The 26,901-nt window shown below is 35.9% G+C and carries 16 protein-coding genes; 12 read left to right on the forward strand and 4 right to left on the reverse strand.

Annotated elements, in window-relative coordinates; all coding sequences use genetic code 11:
• Positions 1-298 precede the first annotated feature (298 nt).
• The 6 genes from MPR_RS00585 to MPR_RS00610 all read left to right on the forward strand — a co-directional run bounded on the left by MPR_RS00585 (position 299) and on the right by MPR_RS00610 (position 8,900).
• Complete coding sequence (locus MPR_RS00585) at positions 299-994, forward strand: MgtC/SapB family protein (protein WP_006257810.1); 696 nt, start codon at positions 299-301, stop codon at positions 992-994.
• Positions 995-1,015: 21 nt separating this feature from the next.
• Positions 1,016-2,413, forward strand: coding sequence for a magnesium transporter (gene mgtE / locus MPR_RS00590; protein ID WP_041888333.1), 1,398 nt, complete (start codon positions 1,016-1,018; stop codon positions 2,411-2,413).
• Positions 2,414-2,627: 214 nt separating this feature from the next.
• On the forward strand, positions 2,628-3,746 hold the full coding sequence (locus MPR_RS00595; RefSeq protein WP_041888335.1) for an efflux RND transporter periplasmic adaptor subunit: 1,119 nt from the start codon (positions 2,628-2,630) through the stop codon (positions 3,744-3,746).
• Between the two features lie 17 nt (positions 3,747-3,763).
• Positions 3,764-6,874: an efflux RND transporter permease subunit gene (locus MPR_RS00600; protein WP_006257807.1), complete on the forward strand. Its 3,111-nt coding sequence runs from the start codon at positions 3,764-3,766 to the stop codon at positions 6,872-6,874.
• Between the two features lie 8 nt (positions 6,875-6,882).
• Positions 6,883-8,178 carry a TolC family protein gene (locus MPR_RS00605; protein WP_006257806.1) on the forward strand — a complete coding sequence of 432 codons (1,296 nt, stop codon included), beginning with the start codon at positions 6,883-6,885 and terminating at the stop codon, positions 8,176-8,178.
• Between the two features lie 11 nt (positions 8,179-8,189).
• Complete coding sequence (locus tag MPR_RS00610) at positions 8,190-8,900, forward strand: outer membrane beta-barrel protein (protein ID WP_006262525.1); 711 nt, start codon at positions 8,190-8,192, stop codon at positions 8,898-8,900.
• A 66-nt stretch (positions 8,901-8,966) separates the two neighbouring features.
• On the opposite strand, the gene MPR_RS00615 is transcribed toward MPR_RS00610, so the two are convergent.
• On the reverse strand, positions 8,967-9,659 hold the full coding sequence (locus tag MPR_RS00615) for an HAD family hydrolase (protein WP_041888337.1): 693 nt from the start codon (positions 9,657-9,659) through the stop codon (positions 8,967-8,969).
• 342 nt (positions 9,660-10,001) lie between these two features.
• On the opposite strand from MPR_RS00615, the gene MPR_RS00620 reads away from it, so the two are divergent.
• The 4 genes from MPR_RS00620 (at position 10,002) to MPR_RS00635 (ending at position 19,749) form a co-directional block, all read left to right on the forward strand.
• Positions 10,002-13,226 carry a SusC/RagA family TonB-linked outer membrane protein gene (locus MPR_RS00620; RefSeq protein WP_041895078.1) on the forward strand — a complete coding sequence of 1,075 codons (3,225 nt, stop codon included), beginning with the start codon at positions 10,002-10,004 and terminating at the stop codon, positions 13,224-13,226.
• 18 nt (positions 13,227-13,244) lie between these two features.
• Positions 13,245-14,783, forward strand: coding sequence for a RagB/SusD family nutrient uptake outer membrane protein (locus tag MPR_RS00625; protein WP_041888339.1), 1,539 nt, complete (start codon positions 13,245-13,247; stop codon positions 14,781-14,783).
• A gap of 249 nt (positions 14,784-15,032) precedes the next feature.
• Entirely contained in the window at positions 15,033-16,682 is a 1,650-nt protein-coding gene (gene pafA, locus MPR_RS00630; RefSeq protein ID WP_041888341.1) for an alkaline phosphatase PafA, read from the forward strand.
• Positions 16,683-16,824: 142 nt separating this feature from the next.
• Positions 16,825-19,749, forward strand: coding sequence for a M16 family metallopeptidase (locus tag MPR_RS00635; RefSeq protein ID WP_041888343.1), 2,925 nt, complete (start codon positions 16,825-16,827; stop codon positions 19,747-19,749).
• A gap of 205 nt (positions 19,750-19,954) precedes the next feature.
• Here the strand turns inward: MPR_RS00635 and mfd are convergent, their stop codons facing one another.
• The gene (gene mfd / locus MPR_RS00640) at positions 19,955-23,317 is read right to left on the reverse strand and encodes a transcription-repair coupling factor (protein WP_041888345.1); all 3,363 of its coding nucleotides are present in this window, start codon (positions 23,315-23,317) and stop codon (positions 19,955-19,957) included.
• Between the two features lie 3 nt (positions 23,318-23,320).
• Entirely contained in the window at positions 23,321-23,920 is a 600-nt protein-coding gene (locus MPR_RS00645; protein WP_041888347.1) for a hypothetical protein, read from the reverse strand.
• Between the two features lie 165 nt (positions 23,921-24,085).
• Between MPR_RS00645 and MPR_RS00650 the strand changes: the two genes are divergently transcribed.
• Positions 24,086-25,039, forward strand: a complete 954-nt coding sequence (locus tag MPR_RS00650) for an NAD-dependent epimerase/dehydratase family protein (protein WP_006262533.1) — start codon at positions 24,086-24,088, stop codon at positions 25,037-25,039.
• A 44-nt stretch (positions 25,040-25,083) separates the two neighbouring features.
• Here the strand turns inward: MPR_RS00650 and MPR_RS18705 are convergent, their stop codons facing one another.
• Positions 25,084-25,257 (reverse strand): hypothetical protein, encoded by a 174-nt coding sequence (locus MPR_RS18705; RefSeq protein ID WP_006257795.1) that lies wholly within the window; start codon positions 25,255-25,257, stop codon positions 25,084-25,086.
• 323 nt (positions 25,258-25,580) lie between these two features.
• Between MPR_RS18705 and MPR_RS00655 the strand changes: the two genes are divergently transcribed.
• The gene (locus MPR_RS00655) at positions 25,581-26,873 is read left to right on the forward strand and encodes an aldehyde dehydrogenase family protein (RefSeq protein WP_041895081.1); all 1,293 of its coding nucleotides are present in this window, start codon (positions 25,581-25,583) and stop codon (positions 26,871-26,873) included.
• Positions 26,874-26,901: the final 28 nt, after the last annotated feature.

Here is a 26,901-nt window from a genome sequence, read left to right on the forward strand (position 1 = left end):
TCACTAGCCTATCATACTTGTATCACTAGGGGAGCAAGTGAACTTAAAACGAAATAATATCAAGGCGTGTGATGATTTAATCGCTTTTGGAACGCTATATGTGGGTATTCTAATAGGATTCTAATTTTTTTCTAAAAGCTTTCTAATAGCCTCTAGGAGGGGTAATACCTACTTTTGCCAAGTCAAAAAAAATAAGAGATGGAAACAGAATCCACATTAGTTAAACGGGAATGTTAAACCTTCTTTCTGAATATGCATGATAACAATGTAGCTCAGAAAGAGCAAAAAAATAGTTATCATGTTAATTACAGTATTTATAGGAAGATTAGCTCTTGCTTTTATTTTAGGAGCTCTTATCGGGGCAGAGAGACAAGTGAGACAAAAAAGTGCGGGTCTAAGAACCAATACACTAGTGAGTATCGGTGCAGCAGGCTTCGTGTTGATGGCGTATACCATCGGAGATATGGCTGTGGGTAGAGTAGCCTCTTATGTAGTAAGTGGTATCGGATTCTTAGGAGCTGGAGTGATTATGAAAGACGGATTCAGTATCCGTGGACTGAACACTGCTGCTACGATCTGGTGTTCGGCTTCAGTAGGGTCTATGTGTGCAGTAGGCTTATGGATGGAAGCGATAGCGATGACAGTATTGATTTTATTAGCACATATTTCGCTTAGACCTATTGGCAATATGATTAATAAACTCTCTTTTGAGAGTGAGACAGACTCAGCTGAGGTTCATTACGAGATTATCGTAGGATGTAAAGAGCAGGTAGAGAATCATATCAGAGTAATGGTGTTAGAGAATCTACGCGCTCAGAAAGACCTTCAGCTACGTTCATTAAAAAGTACAGATAATGGCAATCCTGCTTTTTCTTACCTGAAGTTTGAGATACTATGCATTGGTAAGAAAGATGATATTCTAGAGCAGATCACGAGTAAAGTGTCTTTAGAATATGGAGTATCAGAAGTGACATGGGAATTGACAGCGTATTAATCTATTAAAAACTGAGGTATTATGAGAATGCATAACAGAGATTTAAAAAATCTACAGAAGATAGCAACTGATATGAACAGTATGGAGAAGATAACGATGATGCTGCCTGTGATCAAGAAGATGCCTATTATCGACATCAGTGAGCTACTGAGTAGAGTGGCTAATGATGATTTGGTTCTTGTGTTTAATGAGTTTACAATAGCAGAGCAAGGGGAGATTTTTGCAGAGTTTCCGTTGGTGAAGCAGTTAGGATTCTTTCAGAGAGTGAGTAAGAAGCTATTCGCTAGGATATTCGAAGAGATGCCATCAGATGCTAGAGCAGATCTGTTTCAGCTGATGACACAGCAGGAGCAAGTAGACTTACTGCCTTATCTGACGAAGAATATACGCGAGAATGTGCTAGCACTTAGTTCGTATCCAGCGAATACAGCAGGTGGAATTATGATTACAGATTTCGCTACAGTGTCTAAAGACATGACGTGCTTCGAAGCGATACAACAAGTGCGCAAAGACTCTCCTTCTAAAAAGACGATATACTATGTATATGTAGTGAATGAGGATAAGACTTTAGTAGGCTTTATTACTTTAAAAGATTTGATCATAGCTGAGCCTGATGTATTAGTGAAAGACGAATTACATACAGAGTTTGTATTTGGATTTCTAAGTGATAGCAGTGAGTCAGTAGCGAAGAAAATAGATAAGTATCAGCTAGTAGCCTTGCCGATACTAAATGATAAGAAACAACTAGTAGGAATAGTGACACATGATGAGGCACTAGATGTGATACAAGCAGAACATACAGAAGATATGGAACGCTTCATGGGAATCATCGGTACGAATGAGGAGTCTGATTATAATCAGACGAGTATATTCAACCATTTTAAGAAGAGAGTGTTTTGGCTAGTGACACTAGCAGTGATTGGGATAGGAGCAGGGATGATTATCTACAGTTATGAAGCGACATTAATGCAGCTGATGATTCTAGCCTTATACATGCCGATGATAGCTTCTACAGGAGGTAATGCAGGGAGTCAATCTGCGACAGTAGTGATCAGATCACTGGCACTAGGGCAGATTACAGTAAAGTCATGGCTAAAGGTGTTGTGGAAAGAGTTAAGGATAGCGCTGATGTTATCTTCGTTTCTAGGTTTAGTTGCTTTTGGTATCGTAGTGTTTCTAAACTGGGGTACAGAGATTCCGACAGGTTATACACTAGCGTCCATAGGAGGAGTGATCGCGTTAGCCCTGTCGCTACAGGTGATTACTTCTACGATAATAGGAGCATTGTTACCGATGTTGGTTCGCAGGTTTAACGGTGACCCTGCAGTAGCAGCTAGCCCAGCTATCACTACGATCGTAGATATCTCAGGGTTACTGATTTACTTTAGTATAGCAGCTCATTTCTTTAACTTAAAGTAGCACGGTTATTGTAGTTTACACTTAACATAAATTATATAAAAAAGAATGCAAAAATTACGCTCTCGATGCGATCTGTCAGCAGAAGGCTAATAAAAATTCATAAAATGCTTCGTTATTTAATATGGAATCTCCATATTATGAAGTAACTTTAAAGTGTTTTTAAGATAAAAACTTAGTGAAATAATAAATAAGGTATTAATTAAAAATAAACATAATGGCTAAAACATTAAAACTAGCAGGTATTTTAGGAGTTAGCATATTATTGAGCTATTGTTCTGAGAAGAAAGAGCAGGCAGCAGATAGTGCTCAGTTTACAGTAGAAAATAAGATCATCACTCTAACTGAAACTTCAAATCTAAAAGACAGAATAAAAACAAGTAAGGTATCAGAAGAAGACTTTACTTTCGATCTAGTTACTGCTGGGGTAGTGAAAGCTATTCCCAACCATTATGCAGAAATAGCATCTCCTTTCTCAGGGAGAATAGTCAAATCATTTATCAAACTTGGTCAAAAAGTGAGTGAGAACACTCCTTTATTTGAAGTGTCTTCACCTGACTACTTCGAGGCTCAAAAGGATTACTTCGATTCAAAACAAGAGTTTAAACAAGCAGCTCTAAACCTTAAAAGACAAGAAGACTTACTGAACAACGGTGTTGGGGTAAGACAGGAGTTTGAAGAGGCAGAGACAGAATACTCTATCGCTAAGGCGGCTTATGATAACGCTCGTGCAGCATTAAAGATATATAGTGTAGATGCTAGCTCACTAGTACTAGGACAGGCATTGACAGTGCGTTCTCCTATAGCAGGAGAGGTCTTAGAGAATAACCTAGTGATAGGGCAGTTCATTAACGATGAGGCTGACCCAGTAGTGAAGATCGCCTCACTAGGTAAAATATGGATAGTAGGTAAAGTGAAAGAAAAAGATATCAATCACTTAGCTAAACTAAACAAAGTACAAGTGGAACTTGCAGCATATCCTGATGCTCCACTATCAGGTACTATCTATCATATCAACGAGATCGTGGATGAGGAGACTAGAAGTATAGATGTACTGATAGAAGTGGATAATGAGAAGAGAATTCTAAAACCTGGTATGTATGTGAGTGTTCGTTTTATCGATCAACCAGAACCAGTAATCTTAGTGCCATCTAGAGCAGTATTACAAGGTGAAGATAACTCATTCGTATTCGTGAAGGTAGGAGAAAATAAGTATGCTAAGAAGAGCATCGTGATCGGAGGAGTTTCTGGAGGTAAGACCGTTATTCTATCAGGATTAGATAAACAAGATGAGGTAGTAAGTGAAGGAGGAATCTACTTGCCACAAGCTATTTAATAATAAACAATAATACAATGAAGAAAGGTATAATAGATACAGCTATTCACAAAAGATGGCTTGTAGCAGCGTTGTTTGCTTTGCTGTGTATATTTGGATATTATTCTTGGAAACAATTATCAATAGAAGCTTATCCAGATATAGCAGATACTACTTCTCAAGTAGTAACACAAGTGCCAGGACTGGCAGCAGAAGAGATAGAATTACAGATTACCATTCCGATAGAGCGTGCTCTTAATGGTATGCCTGGAATGCACGTGATGCGTAGTAATAGTACATTCGGACTGTCTATGATCACGATAGTATTCGCTGATGGAGTAGATGACTACTTCGCTCGTCAACGAATCCAAGAGCGATTAAACGATGTAGAGTTGCCTTATGATGCGACTCCTGAGTTAGATCCGCTGACATCTCCTATCGGTGAGGTATATAGATATATCATAGAAGGAGATGGATATAGTCTTAGAGAATTAACGGATTTACAAAACTTCGTGATTATCCCTAAGCTTAATCAAGTGCCTGGTGTAGCTGAGGTAACTAACTTCGGTGGAATCACTACTCAGTTTCAAATCGAACTAGATCCACATAAACTAGAACAATATGGTCTATCGCTAAGCGATGTGACAGAGACGATAGAAGAGAATAACGTCAATGCAGGAGGAAGTGTTCTAACGAGAGGAGACCTTGGGTATGTAGTGAGAGGTATCGGGTTGATTAAAGATTTAGAGGATTTAGGTAAAATCGTTGTTAAGGCAGAAGATGGTATACCTGTATTCTTAAACGATTTAGGTCGCTTAAAATATGGAAATGTAGAGCGCAAAGGTATTCTTGGTTTTACAGATAGAGAAAGAGATTATTCTGATAGTATTGAAGGTATTGTACTGTTATTAAAACACGAAAACCCATCTGTAGTATTAGATAAGATACACCAATATGTAGATGAACTGAACAATGGTTTATTGCCAGAAGGTGTTAGAATACATACTTTCTTAGATCGTACAGATTTAGTAGATACGACATTACATACTGTGTCTACTACGCTAATCGAAGGAATTAGCTTAGTAGTGATTGTGTTGATTGTATTCTTAGGAAGCTGGAGAGGGGCGCTATTAGTAGCGATTACGATTCCTGTATCTCTGTTGTTTGCATTTATCATGATGCATTTTACAGATATACCTGCTAACTTACTTTCGTTAGGAGCGATTGACTTCGGTATTATAGTGGATGGTGCCATCGTGATGATGGAGTCCATACTGAAGAAGAGGGAGGACAATCCAGAAGAGGAATTAAAAGAGAAGTCTATAGCACAGCGTACTAAAGAGGTGGCTAAGCCTATCTTCTTCGCTACAATCATTATTATCACAGCATACTTACCACTATTCGCTTTTGAACGTGTAGAGAAGAAGTTGTTTACACCGATGGCGTTTACAGTAGGGTATGCCTTGATAGGTGCGTTATTAGTAGCCTTGATTTTGATACCAGGTCTTGCGTATGCGGTGTATAGAAAACCAAGAAAGATCTACCACAATAAGTGGTTAGAGAAACTAACAAATGTATATCACAATAGAATTATCAAGATTGTAAATAAGCCAAAGCAAGTATTCGTACCGCTATTAGTTGTTTTAGCGATTACAATAGGATTGTCAATGAAGGTAGGTAAAGATTTCTTACCTCCATTAGATGAAGGTTCTATCTGGCTTCAAGTAACCTTACCTCCTGGTATCTCATTAGAGAAATCAAAAGAGATGAGTGATACACTACGTGCTAGAACTATGAAGTATGATGAGGTAACGTATATCATGGTACAGTCTGGGCGTAATGATGATGGAACAGACCCATTTACTCCATCACATTTCGAATGTTCGGTAGGTATCAAGCCTTATAAAGAATGGCCTCGTGGTAAGACTAAAGATGACTTAATCGAAGAGCTGGCAGCAGAGTATGAGTCATTACCTGGATTTACAGTTGGGTTCGCTCAGCCGATGATCGATGGGGTAATGGATAAGATATCTGGAGCGCATAGTGAATTAGTGGTAAAGGTATATGGAGAAGATTTTCACGAGACTAGACGTATAGCGAATGAGGTATTAGGTACGCTGCGTACGGTAGATGGAGCAGTAGATTTAGCGATAGATCAAGAGCCACCATTACCACAGCTACAGATCCATGCGAATAGAGATAAGATAGCTCAATATGGATTAAATGTATCTGATGTTGCAGAACTTATCGAGGTAGCTATAGGTGGTAAGGCTATATCACAGATATTCATCGGAAATAAAGTATATGACATCAGTGCTAGATATACTGAAGAGAGTAGAAATACACCAGAGAAGATCGCTAACTTAATGTTGACGTCTAGTACAGGTGCTAAGATTCCGCTGTCTCAGGTAGCAGATGTTAAGACGAGTACAGGAGAGAGTACGATCACTCGTGAGATGAATAGACGTCACTTAACTGTAAAACTAAACGTGCGTAATAGAGACTTAGCGTCATTATTAAAAGAAGCGCAACAAAAGATAGAAAGCAATATCACGTATGATCATGAGAAGTTCCATATCGAATGGGGTGGACAGTTCGAGAATCAGAATAGAGCGTATAGCCGTCTGGCAGTAATTGTTCCTTTGACTTTGTGTTTAATGTTTGTATTACTATACGGAGCTTTTGGACAGTTTAGACAAGCTGGATTATTGATGATCGTTGTACCGTTAGCTTTATTTGGAGGGATGTTAGCCTTGAACATTAGAGGGATGTCATTGAACGTATCTTCAGCAGTAGGATTTATTGCGTTGTTTGGGGTCGCGATACAGAATGGGGTGATTATGATCTCCCATATCAATGATCTCCGCAGAAGAGGTATAGCATTAAAAGAAGCAGTACTAACAGGTGCAGAAGAGCGTTTCAGACCTGTATTGATGACGGCTACAGTGGCGGTATTAGGATTATTCCCTGCTTCGTTAGCTACAGGTATCGGTTCGGATGTACAGAGACCTCTAGCAACTGTGATCGTTTATGGTCTATTATTCGCTACTGTTCTTACACTATTTGTATTACCTGCCTTGTATTATATGGTAGAGCGCAAATGGGGTAGTGATAGCGACTTCGTAAAAAGTGAAACAGACGAAAATTAGGATTAGGTATGAATGTTATTAGAAAATATATACTAGTAGGATTATTAGCATTGTTCTGTAATGAAGTTGTGGTAGCACAACTTCATACAGACAATGTAAGTGATAAGACAGCATTGACATATAAGGAGTATCTTCATAAGATGTCAATGAACAACTTAGGATATGCCGCAGCGAAGTATAATATAGATATTGCAGAAGCGGAGGTACAAGCAGCTAAGATGTTCCCAGACCCTGAGCTGAGCTTTGGTTGGTTTGATAATCAACAGAAGCGTATGCAGATGGGATATGGCTTTGAGGCAGAGTTATCATGGGATTTAGAATTAGGTGGTAAGCGCAAGGCAAGAAAGAATTTAGCTGCAGATCAGAAGACATTAGCAGAATTAGAGTTGCAAGAGTTCTTCCAGACTATGCGTGCAGAGTCTACTATCTTATATTTAGAAGCCTTGCAGAATAAGATGTTGTTCGATATACAACGCGACTCTTATGAGTCTATGAAGCAAGTAGCTAAGTCTGATAGTATTCGTTATACATTAGGGCAGATCAGCAAAGTGGATGCTATCCAAAGTAACTTAGAAGCTAAAGGGATGTATAATGAGTTACAAGATGCAGATGACGCTTGGGAGAATAGCTTGATAGAGATCAGAAACGTGATCAGTAAACAGAGAAACGATACAATCTATTTGCCTCAGGGAGACTTCAACAAGTTTGATAGATTATTCTCTTTAGATGATTTGATTGTGACTGCTCAGAACAATAGAGCTGACTTCCTTGTCGCTAGACAGAATAAGGTGGTAGCGAGTAAACAAGTCTCTTTAGCTAAAGCAGAACGTGCGATAGATTTAGGACTTAACTTTGGGGTAGAGAACAACTCTTTTGTAAAGAATGCAATCGCTCCTACACCTGGTAATACGGTGGTGAAAGCAGGTTTTTCTATTCCGCTGAAGTTCTCTAATAGAAAAGAATCAGGATTAAAAACTGCATTATACGAGGAACGTCAAGCTCATCTAGAATATGACTTTATAGAGCTAGAGTTAGAGAAAGAGATCACTCAAGCATATCGTAACTATCTAACGAAACAAAAGCAGATCAATAGGTTTGAAAAAGGAATGTTAGAAGAGGCTAAACAGGTATATGAAGGTATCAAGTATAGCTATCAAAGAGGGGCGAGTAGTCTATTAGAAGTGTTGGATGCACAACGTACTTATAACGAAACACAACAGGCTTATGCAGAGACGCTATTTGGCTATGCATCTGCTCTAGTGGAGTTAGAGAACGCAGTGGGTATTTGGGATATTGATTTTTAAGAATGAGAGGTATGAAAAACTTATTACTAAGTGTATGCTCTGTGTTAGCAGTATCAGGTACAGCTATAGCACAAGATGTAAATCACGATTTAAAAGGGAATACTACTTTTAGTGTAAAAGGAGGTTGGATACAGTCTACGCTTAAAGGAGATGATCTAGAGTATTTAGCTATAGATGGTAAAGTGAGTAACCGCAATAACTTCTTCGTGGGAGTAAGTGTGGATAATAGTTTAGGAAAATATTTTGGGCTGAAACACGAGTTGTTTTATCAACAGTATGGTGGTCGCTTCGATAGAGAGACTGAGGATGGGGTAACACTAGACGCTAAATTGCAAATGCACAGTCTACGCCTTAATCCAATCAGTGCTGTATTTAAAGTAGGAGGGCTACAGGTATATGCTGGTCCTTATGTGAATATGCTACTATATTCTTCTATCACAGCAGTAGATGAAGAGGGGAATACTTATAAAGATCACGGTATCTTCGGTAGTATAGAAGATGATCAAGAAGATGGGCAATATTTACAGAAGATGGACTACGGTATCGTAGTGGGTGCTGAGTACCAGTTTAACTGTGGGTTCTTAGTAGGAGCTAACTACAGTAGAGGATTTGCTAGTATCTTCGATAACTCGAATACATTTGGGTTAGAAGAAAATCCTGGTGTGAAGGATCTAAAGATATATAATCAGAGTTTTAATGTATTCGTAGGATATAGATTCTAATCAAAGAATACATTGTTTATAAGTGTAAGTGAGAGGCTAGTTGATCATCAACTAGCCTCTTTTTATTTATAGTAGTATCTCTTTAATCTCTGATAGTTTTTTAATAGAAGTAAAGTTCGGATGTACTATTTCGTGATCAACATGCTCGTGTAACCATGTGGTATGGAAAGGGACGTGTACTGCGTGGCCACCTAATTCTAATACAGGGAGTATATCAGATCTTAGAGAATTGCCTATCATAATAAATTCTTCAGGCTTGATATCTAAACGTCCTAATAACTTCTGATAGTCTATTTCTTCTTTATCCGTCATGACTTCTATATGATGGAAGTATGTTCCTAAACCAGACTTGTGCAGTTTGCGATGTTGGTCTTTTAAGTCACCTTTGGTTGCGACTACTAGTTTATATTTTCCTTGAAGTTCTTTTAGCACTTGTTCTACGTCATCTAATAGTTCCACAGGCTTGGTTAATAAATCCTTTCCTATAGCAATGACTCTACTGATTACTTTTGGGCTTACAGTCCCCTTTGAGATTATATTAGCCGCTTCTACCATGGATAGGGTAAAGCCTTTTATTCCATATCCGTATAGAGGTAGGTTGTCTATTTGTGTTTTGAATAGTATCTGTGAGATACTTTGATGTGTTAGGTAATCTTCCATTAAGATACAGAAGGCTTTCTCAGCTTCATTAAAGAAAGGTTCATTCACCCATAGGGTATCATCCGCATCAAAAGCAACAACTTTAAATGGTTTTGTCATGTTGTTTATTTTAGTATGTTATGTAAAGGTACGGGATAAAAGGATGAAAATAGGTATACAGAATATAGTAAAGTATAGAATGAATTGTATTTTTTATATATTAAGTTAATATTAATTAAAAATTAACAAATGAGTATTTTTGGTTAAAATAAACATACAAAATGAGTATTTTTAATCTTTTAAATAGTGTGTTTTAAGTTAAATAAATTAATATAATATCTGAATTAAGGTTTGTTTTTGTTCTTATTTTAGGTGTTTGTATTGATTATATATTATATGTGTTTTTTTTGATTCATTTTTTTATATTTTTGGCAATGCTAAAATAATCTTAAAAAGATGTTTATGAAATTAAAACTTTACTTAACGTTTTCTATGCTTGTGTTAACAAGTGTAGTTTTTGCACAAGCAAAAAAGACCATAACTGGAAGTGTAAAAGACACTGAAGGTTTACCGTTGATTGGTGCAACTATTGTTCTAGAGGGAACTGACTTTGGAACAAGTGCAGATGATCATGGGATATTTACAATTAATGCTGGCGAAGGCGATGTGTTAGTTGTTTCGTATGTGTTCTATGAAACACAGAGAATTAGGTTAACATCAAAAACACATTATGACATAAAATTAAAAGAAGATGGTCAAGTGTTAGAGGATGTAGTTGTTGTAGCTTATGGTACTGCTACGAAAGAATCTGTAACAGGTGCTATCGCAGTTATAGAAAGTAATGATATTACTAAAAGACCAGGGACTAATGCTTTAGGAGCATTAGAAGGTGCAGCTCCAGGTATTCGAGTAAACAATACTTCAGGGCAACCTGGATCTGAGCCAACTATCCGTATCCGTGGTTTTTCTTCACTAACATCTAATAGCCCTTTATTAGTTGTAGACGGCGTAGCTTTTGGAGGAAATATTTCTGATATCAATCCTAATGACATAGAAAGCATGTCTGTTTTAAAGGATGCTTCTGCTTCTACTTTATATGGTAATAGAGCGTCAAATGGTGTTGTGATGATTACTACAAAGAAGGCATCAAAAGGGAAAGGTTTTTTTGGAGTTAATATGAAACAAGGTCTATTTACTCGTGGTATCAAAGAGTATGAAACTATGGGGACTAATGACTTTATGGAGACTATGTGGACAGGTTATAGAAATAATCTAATAAGTGCGGATACTAATATTGAACAAGCAAGTGTTTTAGCTAATCAAAAATTAATTAGTGATATACTTCTTACAAATATTTATAATTTGCCAAGTGATCAATTATTTGATGCAAATGGTAAATTAAAACCAAACGCATCTATTTTACCTGGATATGCAGGAGATTTAGATTGGTATAAACCTATTGAAAGAACTGGTATGTATCAAGATATCAATATGAGCGGACGTGTGGCTAATGATAAGGGAGGAGCTTATTTCTCAGGAGGATTTTTAAATAATGAAGGATACTTTAAAGGGAGTGATTTTAAACGCTTTACTGGAAGGGTGAATGCTGATTATAAAGTAAATGAGGCTATTAAAGTAGGGACAAATATTGCTGCTTCACATCAAATGTCTAATGGACTGAATGCAACAACAGATAATACAGGATCATATACAAATCCATTTATGTATGCGCGTAGTATTGCTCCTATCTACCCTGTGCATTTACATGATCAAAAAACAGGGGATTATATATATGATGATAATGGTCAAAAGATTTATGACTCAGGAGATAGTACCCGTAAACAATATGCAGGGCGTCATGTAATTTGGGAAAATGAGTTAAATAGTATTGAGTCTATTCGTAATACTGTTAATGGACAGTTCTATGCTGATTTTAAATTCTTAGAAGATTTTACTTTTACAATCAAAGGAGATTTGAGTCTTAGGAATTCAGAAGAGAGAAAGTATGATAATGCTATTATTGGAGATGGAAAGGGAAATAGCGGTCGTTCAAGACGTGATATCTATAGATATAAAACTTACTCTGCTCAACAATTATTAAATTGGAATAGAAGCTTTGGAAATCATAATTTAGATGTGTTAGTAGGACATGAGAATTTCAATAATGACTACAGTTATTTATATGGATTAAAGGCAGGACAAACATTTCCAGGTATACCTGAATGGGCAAACTTTAGTGATGTCACGAGTTTAACTGATTATACTATTAAATACAGAACTGAAGGATATTTATCTAGAGTAAAGTATAATTATGACAATAAGTATTTTATTGAAGGATCATTTCGTAGAGATGGTTCTTCAAAGTTTCATAAAGATAATAGATGGGGTAACTTTTGGTCTGTAGGAGGTAGCTGGGTTGTTTCTGCTGAAGACTTCTTCAAAGTAAAACAAATTGATTATTTAAAATTAAGAGCTTCTTATGGTGAAGTTGGTAATGATGGTGGAGCAGGAACTTATGCTTACCAAGCTTTATATGCTTTAGTGAAAAATGGAGGGACACCAGGGTTATACAAAAACCAAAATGGTAATGATGATTTACAATGGGAAACATCATCTTCTGTAAATGTTGGCTTAGATGGTAGACTATTTAATAGAGCTAATTTTACAGTTGAATACTTTGATAAACGTTCTCAAAATTTATTATTTGATTTGAATATGCCTTTATCAAATGGTTCAACTAGTGCTGGGACAATAAAATCAAGTGTTATTAGTAATGTAGGTACTATTTCAAATAGTGGTCTTGAAATGTCTTTTGATATTGATATTATTCGTAATAAAGATTGGAAATGGAATGTTGGATTCAATGCAACTTGGTTGAAAAACAAACTTGTTAAATTACCTGCAGAGAATAGAAAAGAAGGTATTCCTTCTTCACCTTTCTTACGTAAAGAGGGTAAAAGTATCTATGAATTTTGGATACCTCAGTTTGTAGGAGTTGATCAAATGACAGGTAAATCTCTGTATATAGTTGATACTGAAAATTATGATGTTAATGGTTCTGCACCTGGTAAAGATAAGATTGATGCTGTTAATTTAGTTACTATTAATGGAGTTACATATACAACTAATACTTCATTTGGTAAAAGAGAGTTTGCAGGAAATGCTTTACCAAAAATGGAGGGAAGTTTTACAACATCATTGTCATATAAGAATTTTTCATTGTCAGCATTATTTACTTATGCTTTAGGAGGGAAGATGGTAGATTATTCTTACATGAGTTTAATGTCTGTTAATACTACACCAAGTGCTATACATAAGGATGTTTTAAATTCTTGGAATGGTGTACCAGAAGGGATGACCGAAACTTCAGCTAATAGAATTGATCCAAATGGAACACCCTTGGTGCAGTTTGGAACTGTGGGATCACAGAATAATGCACTATCTGATAGATTTATTCAAAATGGTAATTATTTAGTAGTTAAAAATATAGCTTTAAACTATGAGATGCCAAAAACAATGTTATCGAAAATAGGAGTAAGTCAAATGAGTTTGAATTTAGGAGTTGAGAATTTAGCAACTTTTACAAAACTAAAAGGGATGAACCCTCAGCAATCATTTAATGGAACAAGTCAAGATGCTTGGGTAACTGCTAGAACAGTAATATTTGGAGTTAATGTAGGATTTTAATGATTAAAATTAAAGAAAATGAAAATAAAATATATAAAATACGTTTTGTTGTCTACAGTATTGACTTTAGGGGCTTGTAGTACGGATTATTTAGATACAACACCAACTAATCAAACATCTCCTAGTAATGTATTTAAAAGTACAGAAACAGTTGCTATGGCTATAAATGGATTAGCTAAACTGATGACTGCTCAGCATATAGGACAAGGTTATAATGGAGAAGGAACTATAAAGTTATATTTTGGAGAGTATCCTGGAAATAACTTTAGAAAAGATGTATCTGCTTCTATTGCTAACCTAGAGAATATTGAGAACACAAATAGCTCTTTAAATGCATATCCATGGCATTATTATTATATGTTAATTACAAATGCTAACGATATTATTGCTAATGTTGACGGAGCAGAAGGTCCTGTAAATGATAAGAAGTATTTAAAAGCTCAAGCTTTAGCTTATCGTTCATATGCGTATACGATGTTAGTTCAAATATATGGTAATCGTTGGATAGATTCTAACAATGGAGAGACAAAGTCTGTTGTGTTAAGGTTATCACCTAATGATTCTAAAGAATTGCCACTATCATTACTAAAAGATGTTTATGCACAGATTTATAAAGATTTGGACTTAGCAATTCAATTGTTTGGAGAGAGTGGCTATAAGAGAGAAGCTTCTAAGAATTATTTTGTTGACTCTAGCGTGGCTCATGCAATATATGCTAGAGCAGCGTTGAATAAACAAGATTATACTGTTGCATTAAGAGAAGCAGGATTAGCTAAAAAAGATTATCCTTTAATGTCAACTACAGCTTATAAAGCAGGATTTGGTAATCCAACTTCAGAATGGATATGGAGTAGTTATGGGGCAGCAGATGAACAATTACATTATTATTCTTATGGAGCATATATGGCATATAATTCTAATGCGGGTGCAGTTAGAAATACACCAAGTAGAATCAGTAAGGAGTTCTACGAAACTATTCCAGGTTCTGATATAAGAAAAGAATTGTTTATTGATCCTACAGGATATCCAACAAAAGAATATAATGAAGACAATGGTTTAACAGTTGCAAAGAGTCAATTAGATAAAGATATTAGAGTAAAATATCCAGATATTCAGAGTGATGCAAAGACAGCGGCTTATATGCAAGTTAAGGTTAAGAATAATACAAACCCTGGAGTAATGCATTTAAATCATTTTCGTTCTTCGGAAATGTATTTAATAGAAGCAGAGGCACTACATTTTTTAGGTAGAGATAATGAATCATCTAAAATATTAGAGAACTTAACAAGAGAATCTGGACGTGATGTTAATTACAGTTGTAGAAAAACTGGGAATGACTTATTTAATGAAATTGTAAAGTACAGAGGTATTGAGTTATGGGGCGAAGGATTTGATTGGTTTGATTATAAGCGTTGGAACTTAACTATAGATAAAAAAGTAGGATCAAAAGGAGGTAATGCTAGTCCTACCTTTGCTAGAAAATTCACTCCAGAAATGAATAATAAATGGACGTGGAGAGTACCTAAAGCAGAATCGGATTATAATCCGAATATCTAATCAGTTTACAGATATTAAAGAATTAGTTAGCTTAAAGGCTATTCATAAATTTGGATGGCCTTTATTGTTTTCAATAATTCAAAATAATAACACTCTCTTAATCTTGGAATTAAGGAGTAAGTTTACTTTTGAACTAGATAACTTTAAATGTTAATATTGAAGTTTTTTGTCTATTAAATGTTTGTAAAGTCTCTGAGTTTAATAGTTTTGTAGACAGAGACCTTATTAAACAAAACTAATCTTAAATAAATGAAATTTAAAACAACCTTATTTGCAGCAGTAGGCTGTATGTTTTCACTTTCTGCCTTAGCTGGTGAAACATTACCGAAACCAAAGTTAGTAGTAGGAGTCGTGGTAGACCAGATGAGATGGGATTACCTTTATAAATACTATGATCGCTATTCAGATAATGGATTTAAACGCTTATTAAACGAAGGTTTTTCAAGTGAAAACACACTTATAGATTATATCCCAACTTATACTGCTATCGGGCATAGTACTATTTATACAGGTAGTGTACCTGCTGTACATGGAATAGCGGGTAATGATTTTATCATTCAAGCGACAGGTGAGAGTATGTACTGTACTCAAGATGATAGTGTAGAAGCTGTAGGAGGTGTAGGTAAAGTTGGAAAACAATCACCAAAGAATTTATTAGTGTCTACTGTGACAGATCAGTTAAAACTAGCTACTAATTTCCAATCAAAAGTAGTAGGTATTGCTATAAAAGATAGAGGTGGTATATTGCCTGCAGGTCATTTTGCTAATGCTGCTTATTGGTTAGATGGAGCTTCTGGTGATTGGATTACAAGTACTTTTTATATGAATGATTTACCTAAATGGGTGAAGTCATTTAATAAAGAGAAGTTAGCTGACAAATACTTTAAGAAAGGATGGAATACAATGTATCCAATAGATACGTATGTATTAAGTACTGCTGATGATAATGAGTATGAAGAAACATATAAAGGTGAAGCAAAGCCTGTATTCCCTCGTGATTTAGTTAAACTAAAGAAAGATAATGGGTATGATTTAATTAAAGCTACACCATTTGGTAATTCATTAACTCTTGATTTTGCAAAAGCTGCGATTGATAGCGAAGCATTAGGAGCTAATCCTGCTGGAGTTACAGATTTCTTAGCGGTAAGTTTATCTTCTACAGATTATGTAGGACACCAATTCGCTATTAATTCAATAGAAATAGAAGATACATACTTAAGACTTGATGCTGATTTAGCAGAGTTCTTAACTTATTTAGATAAGAAAGTTGGAAAAGGAAACTATACTTTCTTTTTAACAGCAGACCATGGAGCTGCTCATAATCCTAAGTATTTTGCTGATCAAAAAGGTAACTCAGGTTATTTTAATACAGCTGAAGCAAAAAAAGTATTGAACGAAAAGTTAGAGAAAAAGTTCGGTGAGAAAGAAATCATCAAGAGCTTAACTAACTACCAAGTTCATTTAAACAATGCTTTGGTACAAGAAAAAGACTTAGAAGAAGATGATATCCGTGAGTTTATCGTTAAAGAGATGAAGAAGTTAGAAGGTATTGCTTTTGTTACAGATATGGATAAAGCAGCTACAGCAGCTATTCCTGCTAAGATACGTGAGCGTATAGTTAATGGATATAACATCAAAAGAAGTGGAGTGATTCAGTATATCTTAGAACCACAATGGTATAGTGGAAGAAAAGATGCTAAAGGAACAACTCATGGAACTTGGGGGTCTTATGATGCTCATATACCAGCTGTATTTATGGGATGGGGAGTTAAGCCAGGTAAGACTATCCGCGAGACTCATATGACTGATATAGCGCCAACTATTGCTGAGATCTTAAAAATAGAGGCACCTAATGGAAATATAGGTACACCTATTCACGAAGCAGTAGATGTAAAATAAGCATATTATTAAAATATATGTAAAGGTCAGTTGTGATATTACAACTGACCTTTTTTTATGTTTATAATTTAGATTGAATTTTAATAAAAGAGTGTGAAATTTATTTTATAGCTTTGGAAAATAGACACAAAAACACCGACAAATGAAAAAAAGGTATTTACTGTTCGGTTTTATTTTCTCTGTAAGTGCTTCGATGCATGCGCAGTATAAAACTGTTACTAAAAAAGATGCTAATGGATTTACGTATGAATATGTAGAGAATGATCCAGCTAAGGCAAGAGTGTATACTTTAGGAAATGGGTTGAAAGTATATTTAGCTCAGAACCATGATGAACCACGTATACAAACGTATATTCCTGTTCGTACAGGATCTAATAACGATCCAGAAGATAGTACAGGACTAGCTCACTATCTTGAGCATATGGTGTTTAAAGGTACTTCTAAATTAGGTACTGTAAACTGGGCAAAAGAGCAAGAGTTAATTAAGCAAATCTCTGATTTGTACGAACAACATAAAGCCGAAAAAGATGTAGAGAAAAAGAAAGCTATTTATAAAAAAATAGACGAGATCTCTAAAGTTGCATCTCAGTACGCTGTTGCAAATGAGTATGATAAAGCTGTGGCTTCTATCGGTGCTACTGGAACGAATGCTCATACTTGGTTTGATGAGACAGTTTATAAGAACGTAATTCCTTCTAATGAGTTAGAGAAATTCTTATTGATAGAGAGTGAGCGTTTCTCAGAACTAGTATTGCGTCTATTCCACACAGAATTAGAAGCAGTATATGAAGAGTTTAATAGAGGACAGGATAATGACTATTGGGCTTCACATGAAGCAATGATGAAGTTGTTATTCCCAACTACACACTACGGAACTCAGACTACGATAGGTACTTCAGATCACTTGAAGAACCCTTCTATGGTAGCTATTAATAATTATTTTAACGAATACTATGTACCAAATAATATAGCTGTTGTATTAGTTGGTGATTTAGAGTTTGAGCCTACGATTAAGTTAGTTAATGCTTACTTCGGTTCAATGAAGAAAACGAATCAGCCTAAAGAATATATCGCTCAAGAGGCGCCTCTAACTAAGATACAAGTTAAGGACATCTATAGCCCACAAGCAGAGCGTGTAGAAATAGGCTTCCGTTTAGGAGGAGTTAAGACGAAAGATGCTATTTATCTTAACTTGATCGATATGTTGTTAAGCAATGGTCAGGCAGGTATTATAGATTTAGATGTAAATCAGCAACAAAAAGCGTTGTATGCGTCTAGTTCTCCTATGGTAATGAAGGACTATTCTGTACATCAATTGACAGGTATGCCTAATGAAGGACAGACTGTAGAAGAAGTTAAGGATCTATTATTAGCTCAAATAGAGAAACTTAAAAAAGGAGAATTTGATGAGTGGTTGTTAAACGCAGTTGTCAATGAATTCCGTAAAAACTCTATGGAAGCTTTAGAAAGTAATGATGCAATGGCTACAGAAATGTACCAAGCATTTATTCACGGTCGTACTTGGGAGCAAGCTGTTTCTGATTTAGAGCGTATGTCTAAAGTCACTAAACAAGAGTTAATCGACTTCGTTAAAGCAAATTATAAAGATAACTATGTTGTTATCTATAAACGTCAAGGAGAGAATAAAGACTTAGTACGTGTAGAGAATCCAGGTATTACGCCTATCGATATCAATAGAGATAGTGAATCAGAATTCTATAAACGCCTAAAAGGAATAGAAGTTAAAGAAATAGCTCCTGTGTTTGTTGATTTCAATAGCGCTATTCAAAAAGAGAAGATTGGTAAAACGAATAGCCAATTATATTCTATTAAGAATACTACTAATGATCTAGCAACAGTAACTTATATTACTGAAGTAGGTTCTGATAATGACAATAAATTATCATTAGCTATAGGATACTTAGATTATTTAGGTACTAGTAAGTATTCTGCTGCTGATATTAAGAAAGAGTTCTATAAGTTAGGTATTTCTTATGGTATTAGTACAGGTACAGATAAGACGTATATCACTGTAAAAGGACTGAAAGAAAACATCCCTGCAGGTATCAAATTATTAGAGCATTTAGTGACTGATGCTAAGGCAGACGATACTGCTTATGCTAATATGGTAGATCAGATCTTAAAAGGGCGTTTAGATGCTAAATCAAGCAAAGGAGGAATCCAAAGAGCATTGAATAGCTATATCGTTTCTAATGGAGAGTTAAGCCGTTTTAAAGATATCTTAAGTGAGAATGAATTAAAGACTATTAAGCCAACAGAATTAGTTGGGTTAATTCATAACTTCTTCGATTACAACAATGATGTTTTCTACTACGGTAACGATAAGGAAACAGCGAAGAAAGCGATCGTAGAGCACCATAACTTAGGAAAAGGTAAGAAAATACCTGCTGCTAAAGTATATCCAGAACCAGCTACTGACGGAACATTGTACTTTGCTCCTTATGATATGGTTCAAGCAGAGATTACTTATAGAGCAAGAGAAGGTAAGTTTAATAAAGATTTATTAGCGACTAGCTCTGTATTTAATAACTACTTTGGAGGGGGAATGGCTTCAGTGGTATTCCAAGAAATTCGTGAGTCTAAATCATTAGCATATTCAGCTTATGCATACTATATGAATGCTGCAAAAGCAGATAAACATAACTATGTAATGGCTTATGTAGGTACACAAGCGAATAAATTACCACAGGCAGTAGAAGCAATGATGGAATTAATGAATGCTATGCCTCAAGGAGAAAGCCAATTCCAAAATGCTAAAAATACTGTTCTTAAGAATATCGCTACTCAACGTTATACTAAAGCACAGATATTCTCTTACTGGTTAAGCTTAAAAGAGAAAGGTATTGACTATGATATTAATAAAGATATCTACTCTCAAGTACAGAATATGCAGATGACAGATCTAGTTAACTACTTCGATAAATACGTAAAAGGAAAAACTTTCAACGTAGGATTATTAGGTAAGAAAGAGAACTTAGATTGGGAAGCTGTTAAGAAAATGGGTAAAGTAAAAGAACTTAGCCTAGAAGACTTATTCGGTTATTAATAGTAAGTTTTAAATTATATACCAGAGGAGCTTTGCACTATATGCAAAGCTCCTTTTTCTTTTATTACAGAGAGAATTAGCTGTGTGCAGTAACTTATTGTGTCAGAATAAGATTAATGGTTGTAAATGCCTCTATTTGAGTTTTGATTATAGATTATATAGAAACGCCTGATATTAATACAATATCAGGCGTTATAAGTTTATGTTAAGCTTCAGCTGAATCCAAAAGTTCAATGTATTCTAAACCTTGTTTGATAGACTTTACATTTTTAAAAGTAAGTAAGAGTCTCAGTCCATTCTTTGTTTGTTTCTCTTTCATCTCACAGATATTAGAACGATGTTGTACGAAGATTAATACCTTTCTAAATTTAGCAGATTGATAGAAGTCTGACTGTTGATCTCCTAAGAAGTAACAAATCATCTTTCCTTGTTTCATCACGATCTTTTCTATTCCCATATTAGCTGCATGCCATTTGATGCGTAAGCTATTTAATAAAGCAATAGCCTGACGTGGCAGTGCACCGAATCGGTCTATTAATCGCTGTTCATACTGCTGCAAGACTTCTTCATTCGTGATTAAGCTCAGTTCGTTATACAAGTTTAGTCGCTCTGTGATATTATTAATATACTCATCAGGGAACAATATCTCGAAGTCAGTATCTATCTGAGTATCTTTTACGAATACCTTGTTTTCTTCTTTATTCTCTTCTTCGTATAGGTCTTTAAACTCGTTAGCCTTAAGCTCTTCGATAGCTTCTTGCATGATCTTTTGATACGTCTCGAATCCTATTTCATTGATGAAACCACTCTGTTCACCTCCTAAGATATCACCAGCTCCTCTAATCTCTAAGTCTTTCATAGCGATGTTTAGACCACTACCCAAGTCACTAAATTGCTCTAGTGCCTGTATTCTCTTTCTCGCTTCTTCTGTCATCGCAGAATAAGGAGGACAGATGAAGTAACAGAACGCTTTTTTATTACTTCGTCCTACACGACCTCTCATCTGATGTAAGTCAGATAGCCCGAAGTTATTTGCGTTATTAATTAATATTGTATTAGCATTAGGTACGTCTAATCCACTCTCGATAATGGTAGTAGCAACGAGTACATCGAACTCCCCATTCATAAATGCGAGCATTAGTTCTTCTAACTTTTTACCATCCATCTGACCATGGCCGATACCTACTTTAGCATCTGGTACGAGACGTTGTATCATACCCGCTACTTCTCTAATATTCTCTATACGATTATTGATGAAGTACACTTGACCACCTCTTTCTATCTCATAAGACACAGCATCTCTAATCACCTCTTCATTAAATCCTACCACATTTGTTTCGATAGGATATCTATTTGGTGGAGGAGTGCTTATCACAGATAAGTCGCGTGCAGCCATCAGAGAGAACTGTAGTGTACGCGGGATAGGTGTAGCAGTAAGTGTAAGTGTATCCACATTCTCTGATATCGTTTTCAACTTATCTTTTACAGCTACTCCGAATTTTTGTTCTTCATCTATAATTAATAACCCTAGGTCTTTAAACACAATGCCTTTATTCACTAACTGATGTGTACCGATTAGGATGTCTATCTTACCAGATTCCAGGTCTTTTAATATTTCTGCTTTTTGTTTAGCAGTTCTAAATCTATTGATATAAGACACACGTACAGGCATATCCTTCAGACGCTCTGTGAATGTCTGATAATGCTGAAAGGCTAGGATAGTCGTAGGGACTAATATTGCGACTTGTTTGCCATTATCGACCATTTTAAAGGCAGCTCTAATAGCTACCTCAGTTTTTCCAAAACCTACATCCCCACATACCAATCGATCCATTGGTCTTTCTTGTTCCATATCGGCCTTTACCTCTTGTGTCGCTTTTAGCTGATCAGGAGTGTCTTCGTAGATAAAAGAACTTTCTAATTCATGCTGTAAATAGCTATCAGGGGCACATTGGAATCCTTTCTGCAAACGGCGTTTTGCATATAGTTGAATAAGGTTAAAGGCAATGTGCTTAACACGAGCCTTTGTTTTATTCTTCAAGGTTTTCCATGCAGCCGAACCTAATTTATGGATCTTAGGTACAGCCCCATCTTTACCATTGTATTTTGATATTTTGTGTAGAGAGTGAATACTTACATAGACGATATCATTATCAGCATATACTAGCTTGATAGCCTCTTGTGTCTTTCCTTCTACTTGTATTTTTTGTAACCCTCCGAACTTACCGATACCATGATCTATATGCGTTACATAATCACCTACCGAAAGAGAGTTTAGCTCTTTTAGTGTGATCGTTTGTTTTTTAGTATATCCATTCTTGATACTAAACTTGTGATAGCGTTCGAAGATTTGGTGGTCAGTATAGCAGACGATTTGCTTCTCCTCATCGATAAACCCTTCGAAGATCGGCATCACGATTGTCTTGAATGATTGTACTACTTTGTGATTATCATCTTCTTTAAGAGACTCAAATATATCTTTGAAGCGCTTAGCCTGATTCTCATTAGAGCAGAATAGGTAGTTATAGAACCCATTGTCTGTATTGTCATTCAGGTTACGAGCCAGTAAGTCAAACTGTTTGTTAAACGAAGGTTGAGGTTTGATGTGAAACTCAACGGTCTTATTGACATCCATCAGTTTGGTATCATTCAGCTCCAGTAACGTAAATAGCTCTAGCTTATGTAAGAAAGATTGTCCGTCTAAGAACATATCTTTTGGTTCCTTGTGCTTTAAATCTTTATTTAACTTAGAGAAGGTATCTACAGCTCTATCGAACTGACGGTCTAGCTGTTCTACTGTCATAGCAGTATGCTGCGTTAGTACAATAGTCTTCTCAGAAATATATTCTAAGAAACTCTCTCTTACCTCTGCAGAGAATTTGTTCTCTACGTTGGGAATGATAGTGATTTTCTTTTGTTTATCTACAGATAACTGAGTTTCTACATCGAAGGTACGGATACTATCTATTTCGTCTCCGAAGAATTCTATACGGTACGGATTGTCATTAGAGAAAGAGAATACGTCTATAATTCCTCCTCTTACAGAGAACTCTCCCGGCTCAGCTACGAAATCAACTCGTTTAAAATTGTACTCAAACAATACCTCATTGATGTAGTCTATAGATAGTTTATCTCCCTGATGTACTTTAAGTGTATTTTTTTCTAATACCTTTTTAGTAACCACTTTTTCGAATATAGCCTCTGTATAAGAAACAATGATAGCAGGCTTCTTACGAGAACTAATTCTATTCAATACCTCTGCACGTAGTAGTACATTAGCATTATCTGTTTCTTCTATCTGATAAGGTCTTCTATAAGAACCTGGGTAGAAGAGAACATCAGTTTTATTGACTAATGTCTCTAGATCATTTAGGTAATAAGCAGCTTCTTCTTTATCATTGAATATTAATAAAAAAGGAGCATCAGCTTCTCGGAATAAGGCTTCTATCTGAAATGAGATAGCCGAGCCTATTAATCCTTTTAGATATATTTTATTACCTCTAGACTGTAGGTCTTGGAGGAGTTGTTTTGTTTTTGAAGACTCTTGAAAGCGTTGTTTAATATCCATGCTCTATTCGTTTTCTGGTGTTGGGTTAGCCCTTCTTTCTTCGTTAATAGCCTCTAGCATTTCAGCTTCACCTTCTTCTTGTGGCAACTTTGCTTTGACAATGTTCTCATCCATCTGAGCTAGAAGTAGTCTTAGCGCAGTGTTGGTATGTTTCAGGTTTTGATCTAACTTTTCTATACTTATCGGAGTCACTTCTAAGAACATATTTAAGTTGTTTAGAGAAGTTTGTAGAAGTGCCACTCTAGCTTTGATGTCAGGCAAGTCTAGTTCCTGAGGATACTGTTGGTAAGTCAGACTTTGTAGTAATTCTGTTATTCTATTAGCACTCTTCTGAAAAGCCCCTATAGTAGATACAGGTTTTAACTTTACCTCTTGTGCAAACTCTTGCCAAGGTTTCCACTCTTTTAGGATAACGTCTAACTCTGCAGAAGCAGCCGGAATACGTAGATTCCAGTTCTTCGTTAGATAGTCATACACACTATCATTGTGTTGCGCTATTTTTAATTCTTGTTCTTTCACGAACTTCTCTTCGTCTTTACACGAGAATGATACGATAGATACGAAGAATAAAAGAGGTAGAAGTATATATAAATTGCTTTTCATTGTTCTTATGATTTAGAGGTCAAATTTACAAAGTTCTCAGCTATTTTATACCACTTAGATTGTCAGATTGTTATATAAGTTATAAAGTTATGGGAATGTTGGTGGTGAAAATTGATTTGTAATGGGACTTAAACTATATTTGTGTACTTTTTAAATACACAAACAATGGGAACCAAAATTCTTATAATCGGAGCTTGCGGACAGATAGGTTCTGAGCTAACGCTTAAATTAAGAGATGTTTATGGAAGTGAGAATGTTATCGCTTCTGATATTAGAGAAGGAAATGAAGCTCTTATGAGTTCGGGACCTTTCGAGACATTAAATGCTATGGAGTTTGACGCTGTTGCGGCAGTTATAGAAAAACATCAAGTAGAGGAAGTATATTTAATGGCTGCATTGTTATCAGCAACTGCAGAGAAAAATCCAGCTTTTGCTTGGGATTTAAATATGAACTCGTTGTTCCACGTATTAAACCTTGCTAAAGAAGGTAAAATTAAAAAGATATTCTGGCCATCATCAATAGCTGTTTTTGGACCTACTACACCTAGACATAACACACCTCAGTATACTGTGATGGAGCCAAGTACAGTATATGGTATTTCTAAGCAGACAGGAGAGCGCTGGTGTGAGTACTACTATAACAAATTTGGAGTAGATGTACGCAGTATCCGTTACCCTGGGTTAATCTCTTGGACTACACCTCCAGGTGGTGGTACTACAGATTACGCAGTAGATATTTTCTATAAGGCGATCGAGGATAAGCACTATGACTGTTTCTTATCTGAGGGGTCAGCACTTCCGATGATGTATATGGAAGACGCTCTGAATGCGACTGTAGGTATTATGCAAGCGAAGAAAGAAGATGTGAAGATTCGTTCTTCTTATAACTTAGGAGGTATCTCATTCACGCCAGAAGAGATAGCAGCTGAGATCACGAAGCATATCCCTGACTTTACGATAGAATATAATCCAGACTTTAGACAGGCTATCGCTGATAGCTGGCCAGCGAGTATAGATGATACTTCTGCACAGCAAGACTGGGGATGGAACCACAAGTATGACTTATCTTCTATGACAGAAGTAATGTTAGAAAACTTGACAAGAGAATTAAAGAAGTAAGTTTCTAGATATCAAATAAGAAAGCCAGCTATAAGCTGGCTTTTTTATTTGCGTAGTTTTTTAAATACTAGTTTATACAGTGGTACTACTACGATGACTAGCGATATAATAGCTAACGCTAGGATAACGCTACTACTGATAGCTGTCATAGAACGAAGTACTATAGTGATTATAAAAAGGAAAGCCCCTAAGAGCAATAACTTTACATTTTTATCCATCTTTGTTTTTTTTGACAAAAGTAAAACTTTAGTTTAACTTATTAAATAGATAGATCACTAATGGGCTAACGATCATAACAAAAGATACCAGAAGCACAAAGTAAGCTAACTGTGCGCCTATTACATTTAAGTAAAATAAGATAAATGACAGGGCAAATAATGCGATGCCGATTAGAAAAATTAGTTGATTTCTACTCATGGTCATTTCATTTTAGGATGATACTAATTTAGTTATTTTAACTGAGTTGTCAAATTTTATCTCGATGCTTAAGGAGGTTTGTAAAACAATTATTAATTTTAGAGAAAATGTAAACATTCAAACTATGGACAAAGTAGTAACAGATATTTTAGACAATGCCAATAGTGCATTTCTAAATTGGAAGAAACTTAAAGTGAGTGATAGAGTAGCTTATCTTCAGAAAGTTAAGCAGAACCTACTTACTAATGTAGAGGAGTATGGAAAATGTATGACATTGGATATGCACAAGCCTATTAAGCAAGCTGTAGCCGAAGCAGAGAAGAGTGCGAGGTTAATAGATTATTATATTGAGCATGGAGAAGAGATTCTAAAAGGAAGAACTATACAGACAGATTGGACAGAGACGTATACGGTGAATGATCCTTTAGGTGTCATTCTAGGAGTGATGCCGTGGAACTTCCCTTTCTGGCAAGTGTTTAGATTTGCTATTCCGACCTTATTAGCGGGTAATACTGTAGTAGTGAAGCATGCGAGTAATGTGCCTCTTAGTGCGAAGGCATTAGAAGACTGCTTTAGAGTAGAGGGGTATGAGCAAGTGTACTTTAATGTAACTGTAGCAGGTAGAGAAGTAGATGCTATTATAGAATCACCTATTATTAAGGGGGTATCTCTTACAGGGAGTGAGGCAGCAGGTAGCTCTGTAGGGAAGAAAGCAGGAGAATTGATTAAACCTACTGTGTTAGAACTTGGGGGGAGTAATGCCTTTATCGTAAGAGAAGATGTAGATATAGACGCTCTTATCCCTACGGCTATCAATGCTAGATTTCAGAATACTGGGCAGAGCTGTATAGCAGGAAAACGATTTTTAATCCACAATGCTATTATTAAAGAATTTACAGATAAGTTTGTAGCCGCAGTTAGAGAGATCAGATTCGGTGACTTAATGGATCATAATACAGGTATCGGATTGATGGCTAGAGAAGATTTAGCGATAGAACTAGAGACCATTATGAATGATTCTGTACAGATGGGAGCGAAGATAGCAGTAGGCGGTAAACGCGATGGAGCGAAGTTCGAGCCAACTGTGATCACAGATGTCACACCAGATATGCCTGCATTTAAGCTAGAGACTTTTGGCCCGCTAGCTGTTATTGTAGGATATGATACATTCGATGAGGCGATAGAGATGAGCAACGATTCTCGCTTCGGATTAGGTGTGGCGATGTTTAGTAAAGATGTCGAATTTTTAAAATCTAAGGTTCACGAGTTCGACGAAGGAGCTGTGTTTATAAACGAGATGGTAATCTCTGATCCTAGAGTACCATTCGGAGGGAATAAGTTCTCTGGAATAGGGAGAGAAATGGCGGAAGAAGGATTATTATCATTCGTAAATAAGAAGTCAGTGGTAATTAAATAGGGCGGTTTTTATACATATATTGTCGTGT

This window comes from Myroides profundi (assembly GCF_000833025.1).
GTDB lineage: Bacteria > Bacteroidota > Bacteroidia > Flavobacteriales > Flavobacteriaceae > Flavobacterium > Flavobacterium profundi_A.

Coding starts and splice junctions, on each gene's coding strand:
- MPR_RS00585 (WP_006257810.1), top strand. CDS start 299: ATGTTAATTACAGTATTTATAGGAAGATTAGCTCTTGCTTTTATTTTA.
- mgtE (WP_041888333.1), top strand. CDS start 1,016: ATGAGAATGCATAACAGAGATTTAAAAAATCTACAGAAGATAGCAACT.
- MPR_RS00595 (WP_041888335.1), top strand. CDS start 2,628: ATGGCTAAAACATTAAAACTAGCAGGTATTTTAGGAGTTAGCATATTA.
- MPR_RS00600 (WP_006257807.1), top strand. CDS start 3,764: ATGAAGAAAGGTATAATAGATACAGCTATTCACAAAAGATGGCTTGTA.
- MPR_RS00605 (WP_006257806.1), top strand. CDS start 6,883: ATGAATGTTATTAGAAAATATATACTAGTAGGATTATTAGCATTGTTC.
- MPR_RS00610 (WP_006262525.1), top strand. CDS start 8,190: ATGAAAAACTTATTACTAAGTGTATGCTCTGTGTTAGCAGTATCAGGT.
- MPR_RS00615 (WP_041888337.1), bottom strand. CDS start 9,659: ATGACAAAACCATTTAAAGTTGTTGCTTTTGATGCGGATGATACCCTA.
- MPR_RS00620 (WP_041895078.1), top strand. CDS start 10,002: ATGAAATTAAAACTTTACTTAACGTTTTCTATGCTTGTGTTAACAAGT.
- MPR_RS00625 (WP_041888339.1), top strand. CDS start 13,245: ATGAAAATAAAATATATAAAATACGTTTTGTTGTCTACAGTATTGACT.
- pafA (WP_041888341.1), top strand. CDS start 15,033: ATGAAATTTAAAACAACCTTATTTGCAGCAGTAGGCTGTATGTTTTCA.
- MPR_RS00635 (WP_041888343.1), top strand. CDS start 16,825: ATGAAAAAAAGGTATTTACTGTTCGGTTTTATTTTCTCTGTAAGTGCT.
- mfd (WP_041888345.1), bottom strand. CDS start 23,317: ATGGATATTAAACAACGCTTTCAAGAGTCTTCAAAAACAAAACAACTC.
- MPR_RS00645 (WP_041888347.1), bottom strand. CDS start 23,920: ATGAAAAGCAATTTATATATACTTCTACCTCTTTTATTCTTCGTATCT.
- MPR_RS00650 (WP_006262533.1), top strand. CDS start 24,086: ATGGGAACCAAAATTCTTATAATCGGAGCTTGCGGACAGATAGGTTCT.
- MPR_RS18705 (WP_006257795.1), bottom strand. CDS start 25,257: ATGGATAAAAATGTAAAGTTATTGCTCTTAGGGGCTTTCCTTTTTATA.
- MPR_RS00655 (WP_041895081.1), top strand. CDS start 25,581: ATGGACAAAGTAGTAACAGATATTTTAGACAATGCCAATAGTGCATTT.